Source organism: Jeotgalibacillus sp. 10bf12, assembly GCF_055597105.1.
Window position 1 is genome coordinate 828,860 of sequence record NZ_CP200276.1, and the last position, 6,141, is coordinate 835,000.

General features: G+C 44.4%; 8 protein-coding genes (1 of these 8 running past the window's edge). All 8 read left to right on the top strand.

Annotated features, from left to right (window positions below):
* The first annotated feature begins 4 nt into the window (after positions 1–4).
* Positions 5–2,521, top strand: a complete 2,517-nt coding sequence (gene gyrA, locus DH10bf12_RS03915) for a DNA gyrase subunit A (RefSeq protein WP_471737295.1) — start codon at positions 5–7, stop codon at positions 2,519–2,521.
* Positions 2,522–2,614: 93 nt separating this feature from the next.
* On the top strand, positions 2,615–3,697 hold the full coding sequence (locus DH10bf12_RS03920; RefSeq protein WP_471737296.1) for an HD-GYP domain-containing protein: 1,083 nt from the start codon (positions 2,615–2,617) through the stop codon (positions 3,695–3,697).
* A 160-nt stretch (positions 3,698–3,857) separates the two neighbouring features.
* Positions 3,858–4,382 (top strand): sigma-70 family RNA polymerase sigma factor, encoded by a 525-nt coding sequence (locus DH10bf12_RS03925; RefSeq protein WP_471737297.1) that lies wholly within the window; start codon positions 3,858–3,860, stop codon positions 4,380–4,382.
* Positions 4,333–4,620: a DUF5345 family protein gene (locus DH10bf12_RS03930; protein ID WP_471737298.1), complete on the top strand. Its 288-nt coding sequence runs from the start codon at positions 4,333–4,335 to the stop codon at positions 4,618–4,620. Before DH10bf12_RS03925 ends, DH10bf12_RS03930 begins: the two co-directional genes overlap by 50 nt.
* Entirely contained in the window at positions 4,613–4,834 is a 222-nt protein-coding gene (locus DH10bf12_RS03935; RefSeq protein ID WP_471737299.1) for a hypothetical protein, read from the top strand. Before DH10bf12_RS03930 ends, DH10bf12_RS03935 begins: the two co-directional genes overlap by 8 nt.
* Positions 4,822–5,013 carry a PLD nuclease N-terminal domain-containing protein gene (locus tag DH10bf12_RS03940; protein WP_471737300.1) on the top strand — a complete coding sequence of 64 codons (192 nt, stop codon included), beginning with the start codon at positions 4,822–4,824 and terminating at the stop codon, positions 5,011–5,013. The genes DH10bf12_RS03935 and DH10bf12_RS03940 overlap by 13 nt, the downstream gene beginning before the upstream one ends.
* Positions 5,014–5,910 (top strand): ABC transporter ATP-binding protein, encoded by an 897-nt coding sequence (locus DH10bf12_RS03945; protein ID WP_471737301.1) that lies wholly within the window; start codon positions 5,014–5,016, stop codon positions 5,908–5,910.
* Positions 5,907–6,141, top strand: partial view of an ABC transporter permease subunit gene (locus DH10bf12_RS03950; protein ID WP_471737302.1) — the 5' portion only. It continues 536 nt past the right edge of the window; 235 of the gene's 771 nt are visible here — the first part of the coding sequence; it begins with the start codon at positions 5,907–5,909; its stop codon lies beyond the right edge, outside the window. Before DH10bf12_RS03945 ends, DH10bf12_RS03950 begins: the two co-directional genes overlap by 4 nt.

Below are 6,141 nucleotides of genomic sequence, written 5' to 3' on the forward strand. Positions count from 1 at the left end.
TGTTATGGCTGAAACGCCGAGTTCGAATGTTCATGAAATCAATATTAGTCAGGAAATGCGTACCTCATTTATGGATTACGCAATGAGCGTTATCGTATCACGTGCCCTTCCTGACGTAAGAGACGGCTTAAAACCGGTTCACCGTCGTATCCTTTATGCAATGAATGACCTTGGGATGACGTCTGATAAAGCATATAAAAAATCTGCCCGTATCGTCGGTGAAGTAATCGGTAAGTATCACCCGCACGGTGACTCTGCTGTATATGACACAATGGTGCGTATGGCGCAGGATTTCAGCTATCGCTACATGCTCGTTGACGGCCACGGGAACTTCGGTTCAGTTGACGGTGACGCAGCAGCTGCAATGCGTTATACAGAAGCAAGAATGTCGAAGATTTCGATGGAAATTCTTCGTGATATTAATAAAGATACAATTGATTACCGTGATAACTATGATGGATCTGAGCGAGAGCCAATCGTTTTACCATCACGTTTCCCGAACCTGCTTGTCAATGGTTCAAGCGGTATCGCAGTCGGAATGGCGACAAATATTCCACCGCATCAGCTTGGAGAAGTCATCGATGGCCTGCTTGCATTCAGTGAGCATCCTGAAATCACAATTGGCGAGCTTATGGAATATATCCCGGGACCTGATTTCCCGACAGGTGCCCTGATTCTTGGCCGCAGCGGCATCCGCCGTGCTTATGAAACAGGACGCGGGTCGGTGGTCCAGCGTGCGAAAGTTGAAATTGAGCAGAAAGCCAATGGACGTGAAACGATTCTTGTTCATGAGCTGCCTTATCAGGTCAACAAAGCAAAGCTGATTGAAAAAATCGCTGAGCTCGTGCGTGATAAGAAAATTGACGGGATTACAGATCTTCGTGATGAGTCTGACCGTAACGGAATGCGTGTTGTCATTGAAGTGCGCCGAGATGCAAATGCAAACGTGCTTTTAAACAACCTTTATAAGCAGACAGCGCTTCAGACAAGCTTTGGTATTAACATGCTGGCGCTTGTTGACGGTCATCCAAAAGTATTAAACCTAAAGGAAGCCCTTCATCATTACTTAGAGCATCAGAAAGTCGTCATCCGCCGCAGAACTGAATTTGAACTGCGTAAAGCAGAAGCACGTGCGCATATTTTAGAAGGTCTGCGTATCGCACTTGATCATATTGATGAAATCATAGCCCTGATCCGCGGATCTGAAACGACTGATATTGCCCGTGAAGGACTGATGACGCAATTCAGTCTGTCTGACAAGCAGGCGCAGGCAATTCTTGATATGCGTCTTCAGCGTCTGACAGGACTTGAGCGTGACAAAATTGAGGAAGAATACCAGGGACTTGTTTCATTAATTAAAGACCTGAAAGAAATTCTTGCCAATGAATCACGTGTGCTTGAAATCATCCGTGAAGAGCTGCTTGAATTAAAAGAGCGCTTTAACGATAAGCGACGTACTGAAATTACAGTAGGCGGAGCGGAAATGATTGAGGATGAAGATCTGATTCCACAGGAGAATCTGATTGTCACCCTTACACATAACGGCTACATTAAGCGTCTTCCTGCTTCAACGTACCGTACACAAAAGCGGGGCGGAAGAGGAATCCAGGGAATGGGTACGAATGATGATGATTTCGTCGAGCACCTGCTCACAACTTCAACCCATGACACTATTCTGTTCTTTACGAATAAAGGAAAAGTGTACCGTACAAAAGGCTACGAAATTCCTGAATATAGCCGTACAGCAAAAGGTTTGCCGCTTGTGAACCTGCTTGAAGTGGATAAAGATGAAGTCGTGAACGCAATGATCCGTGTTGAAGAGTTTGATGAGAATTCATACTTCTTCTTTACGACAAAGCGTGGTGTATCTAAACGAACACCGGCAACAGACTTCGCGAATATTCGAAATAACGGACTGATCGCCATCAACCTTCGTGATGATGATGAACTGATTTCTGTAAAATATACAGACGGTAACCGTGAAATCATCATTGGTACAAAAAATGGTCTGATGATCCGCTTCCCGGAAAAAGATATCAGATCAATGGGTCGTACTGCAGGCGGTGTGCGCGGTATCAGACTGAATGAAGACGATATTGTCGTAGGGATGGAAATCCTTGAAGAAGGTAACGATATTCTGGTGGTTACTGAAAAAGGCTACGGCAAACGTACACCTGAAGGCGAATATCGCGTTCAGTCAAGAGGCGGTAAAGGGATCAAAACGTGTAACATCACAGAGAAAAACGGTCGCCTGGTGTCAGTGAAGGCTGTCACAGGGGAAGAAGACATCATGCTGATTACAGCACATGGTGTACTGATCCGTATGGATGTGTCAGGCGTTTCCCAAACCGGCAGAAGTACGCAGGGTGTGAAACTGATCCGTCTTGGAGAAGACGAGCATGTAGCGACCGTAACGCGTATTGAAAAAGAAGAAGAGATGGATGAAGAAGTAGAAGAAATGGAAGGCCAGGAATCAACTGAAACAGAACCGGCCGTTTCTGAAACAGACACTGAAGAATAATATTTAAGCAGAAAGCAGGGAAAAAAACCCTGCTTTCTTTTTTTTATGTGATAAAATGATTAAAAAGAACTAGTAGTCAGGAGGTGTCTATCGGTGAGAGTAAATGTATATGACCTGACGGAAGGCTGTCGTATGGCTGAAGATGTAATGGGTCTGACAACTAACCCGATTGTGAAAAAAGGAACTGAAATTTCCAGTATACATATTGAGGCGTTAAGAGCATTTAATATCCAGCATGTTGAGATTTTTTCTAAGCTTGCAGACGGCAGTAAAGTAGAGGCTGAACCAGTACGTGATTCAGAAGCAGGGACTGCCGTTTCATCAGATGAACCTCCGTTTAAAAAACAGTATACAGAGCTGATCAGCTATTATAATGGTGTGTTTAATGCCTGGCAGTCAGGTGGCAAGCTTGATATCGTCGCGCTGAAAAGCAGATTAATGCCTCTGTTGCGTCAGGCAGTGAAAAATAAAAATGTCATCTATCAGCTGCATCGCTGGTCAGAAGCAAAAAATTATATCGCCCATCACTCTGTTTCAACAGCGATTATCAGCTACCTGTTAGCTCACAAAGCGGGCTATGATCAGGGCGGGTGTATTCAACTGGCCGTTGCAGGAATTTTAACAGATACGGGTATGGCTAAAATGCCGCTGTCTATCCTGAAAAAATCAGGTGCCCTTACGGAGGAGGAAGCCATTGAAATCCGTAAACACCCCTTGTACAGCTATCAGTACATTATGGATAGTCCATTGTTAAAGAATGAAATGAAAGCAGCCATTTTACAGCATCATGAACGTCTGGATGGGAGCGGTTATCCGAAAGGGAGCAAAGGGGATGACATCTCAAAGTCCTCACAGGTGCTTGCACTTGCCGATGTTTTCCACGCAATGACTTCAGAACGTCTATATCGCGCCAAAAAATCACCATTTAAGGCGCTTGAAGTGATCTGGGAAGATGAAATGGGTAAGTTTGATATCGCGCTTTTAAAAGCCCTTCAGGAAATGGTCGGTGGTCTTGCAACCGGCACCCGTGTGATCTTATCTGATGAAAGATCAGCAGAAGTGATTTTCACCCAGCCTCAGTATCTGCTCCGTCCAATGGTCAAGGCAGCCGACTCAGAGGATCTGATTGATCTGGCAAAAGAGAGAAAGCTATACATTGAACAGGTTATTTCTTAATTGAAATAGCCTTTTTTGTATAGTTTTCAGAAGCCTTTTTTTCCGGACAGGACTGCGCCCTCCACGGAAAGGGACTGCGATTAAAAAGTTTTAATTTCATTTTGAACAAATAGCCCGACTTAAACGTATAACCAATACATAAAAGAAAAGGAGGGGCGGTATGAGCAGGGATCGCACGGAGCAGCTCAGTGAATGGCTGCATGAAAATTATTCATTTTTATATGCGTATCTTGTCAAACTGACATTGCATCCGGCTGAAGCGGAAGACCTGGCGCAGGATACAGTGATCCGCTGTATTGAACGATTCTCCCAGTACCGGCCGGAGAAAGCCTCCTTTTCAACGTGGATGATCCAGATTGCAACGAATTTATGGCTTGATAAGAAACGCAGGAAAAAGCGGGAGCAGACTTATCTGAACAGACAACAGCTCGAATGGCATCTGGGAGATGAGCTGGGTATTGAGGTAGCTGAAGCGCTTCGGACTTTAAAAGACCATCACCGCATTCCGGTCATTTTGAAATATACGTACGGTTACTCTTATGAGGAAATCGCACATATCTGCGGTGTATCTACCGGAACCATTAAATCCAGACTGCATCATGCCATGGCAAACTTAAGAAAGGAGCTGGGAGAAGATGAAGGACAAAACGGAAGAAAAACTGATCAAAGGTCTTCAGGCATTTGATCGGCTGGAAAAATCCCCGCCGTCACAGGAATCCTTTAACCTGATGATCACAGAGATCAGACAGCGTCAGAAAAAAGAACTGATCCTATTTTTAATCGCTGCATTACTGATCGTATCAACAACCGTTTTAGTGCTGATCAATGAGCCGGTTTTATATGCAGCAGGCCAGCTTCTATTCTTAGTCGTTGCAGGTATTGTCTTATATGTAAGAAAAAGCAGGGTGAAGCAGCATGAATGAAATTAATCCGATTCTTTTCATACTCATTGTCTGCCTGTTAATTGCGCAAAGTACATTTTTATTTACTGATGCCAGAAAAAGAGGGCATGCCAAATGGTTCTGGGGAATCTGGGGCATGATTCAGACACCAATGCCGCTGTTATTTTACCTGCTGTGGTCGCGGGTGCTGAAATCATATTTACAAAAAAGGAGAGAAGAGAAATGGATGAATTAAACTTTGCCATCATTGCACCGCTGGCATTTATCAATATCGTATTAGCTGTACTGGCATTAGTGGACTTATTTAAACGATCGTCAGTCAATGGTCCAAAATGGGTCTGGGTATTGGTCATTATCTTAATAAATCTGATCGGGCCGATTCTGTATTTTGTGTTCGGCAGAAGGGATACGTAAATGATTACAGTCAAAGATCTGACAAAAAAATTTGGCTCATTTACAGCAGTCGATCAGCTTTCTTTCAGCTTAAATAGTGGCAGAACCACAGCACTGGTTGGTCCAAACGGGGCAGGTAAAACGACTGCACTCCATATGATCAGCGGTTTATCCACCCCGACAGCCGGCAGTATCGAATTTGAAGAGCCGGTCGCTGATCAAAGACAGCAAATCGGATTTCTACCTCAGTATCCTTCTTTTTTTAACTGGATGACTGCAAAGGAATATCTCATATTAGCAGGAAGACTTGGGAAGAAATCAAAACAGGATACGACCGTTAAAGCGGATGAACTGCTTAAAAGAGTCGGACTTGCAGAACATGCAGGTAAAAAAATAGGCGGATTCTCAGGCGGAATGAAGCAGCGGCTGGGTATTGCGCAGGCGCTGATTCACAGCCCGAAAATCCTGCTGCTTGATGAGCCTGTATCTGCACTCGACCCGGCCGGCAGAAAAGAAGTCATGACGCTGTTGAAGGAACTGAAAAAAGAAATGACCATTCTCTATTCCACGCACGTGCTGCATGATGCCCAGGTGTTATGCGATGATGTGCTGATGATGAACAAAGGAAAGAAAGTGCTATTTGACTCAATTGATCACGTCTATCTGCAATATGAGCGGCCGGAAATGGTACTGCGCGCTGATCAGCCACTTACAGAGTGGGGGAGATCATTCAGTGAGCGGCATAATGATCTCTTCATAGAAGTAATTGAAAACACAGCAGTCATTAAAGGGAAAGAAACAACCGAGCTGCGAAAAATCATCCTTGAGGAAGCATTGACCTATCATTTGCCTCTGCGCTCACTTGAAATCGGTACAGCTTCCCTTGAAGACGTTTTTCACGAGGTGATGAAAAAATGAGCGTGTTACTTAAAAAAGAAATGCTCGAAATGGCGAGAAGCTACAAATGGATCTGGATGCCGATGGTTTTTATCGCACTCGGTATCATGCAGCCACTTACCAGCTACTACCTTCCTGACATTATTGAAGAATTCGGTGGATTGCCGGAAGGCGCAGTATTTGAGATTCCAATGCCAGGCTCTGAGCAGGTATTTGCGGAAACACTCGGCCAGTTCTCGCAAATCGGACTAT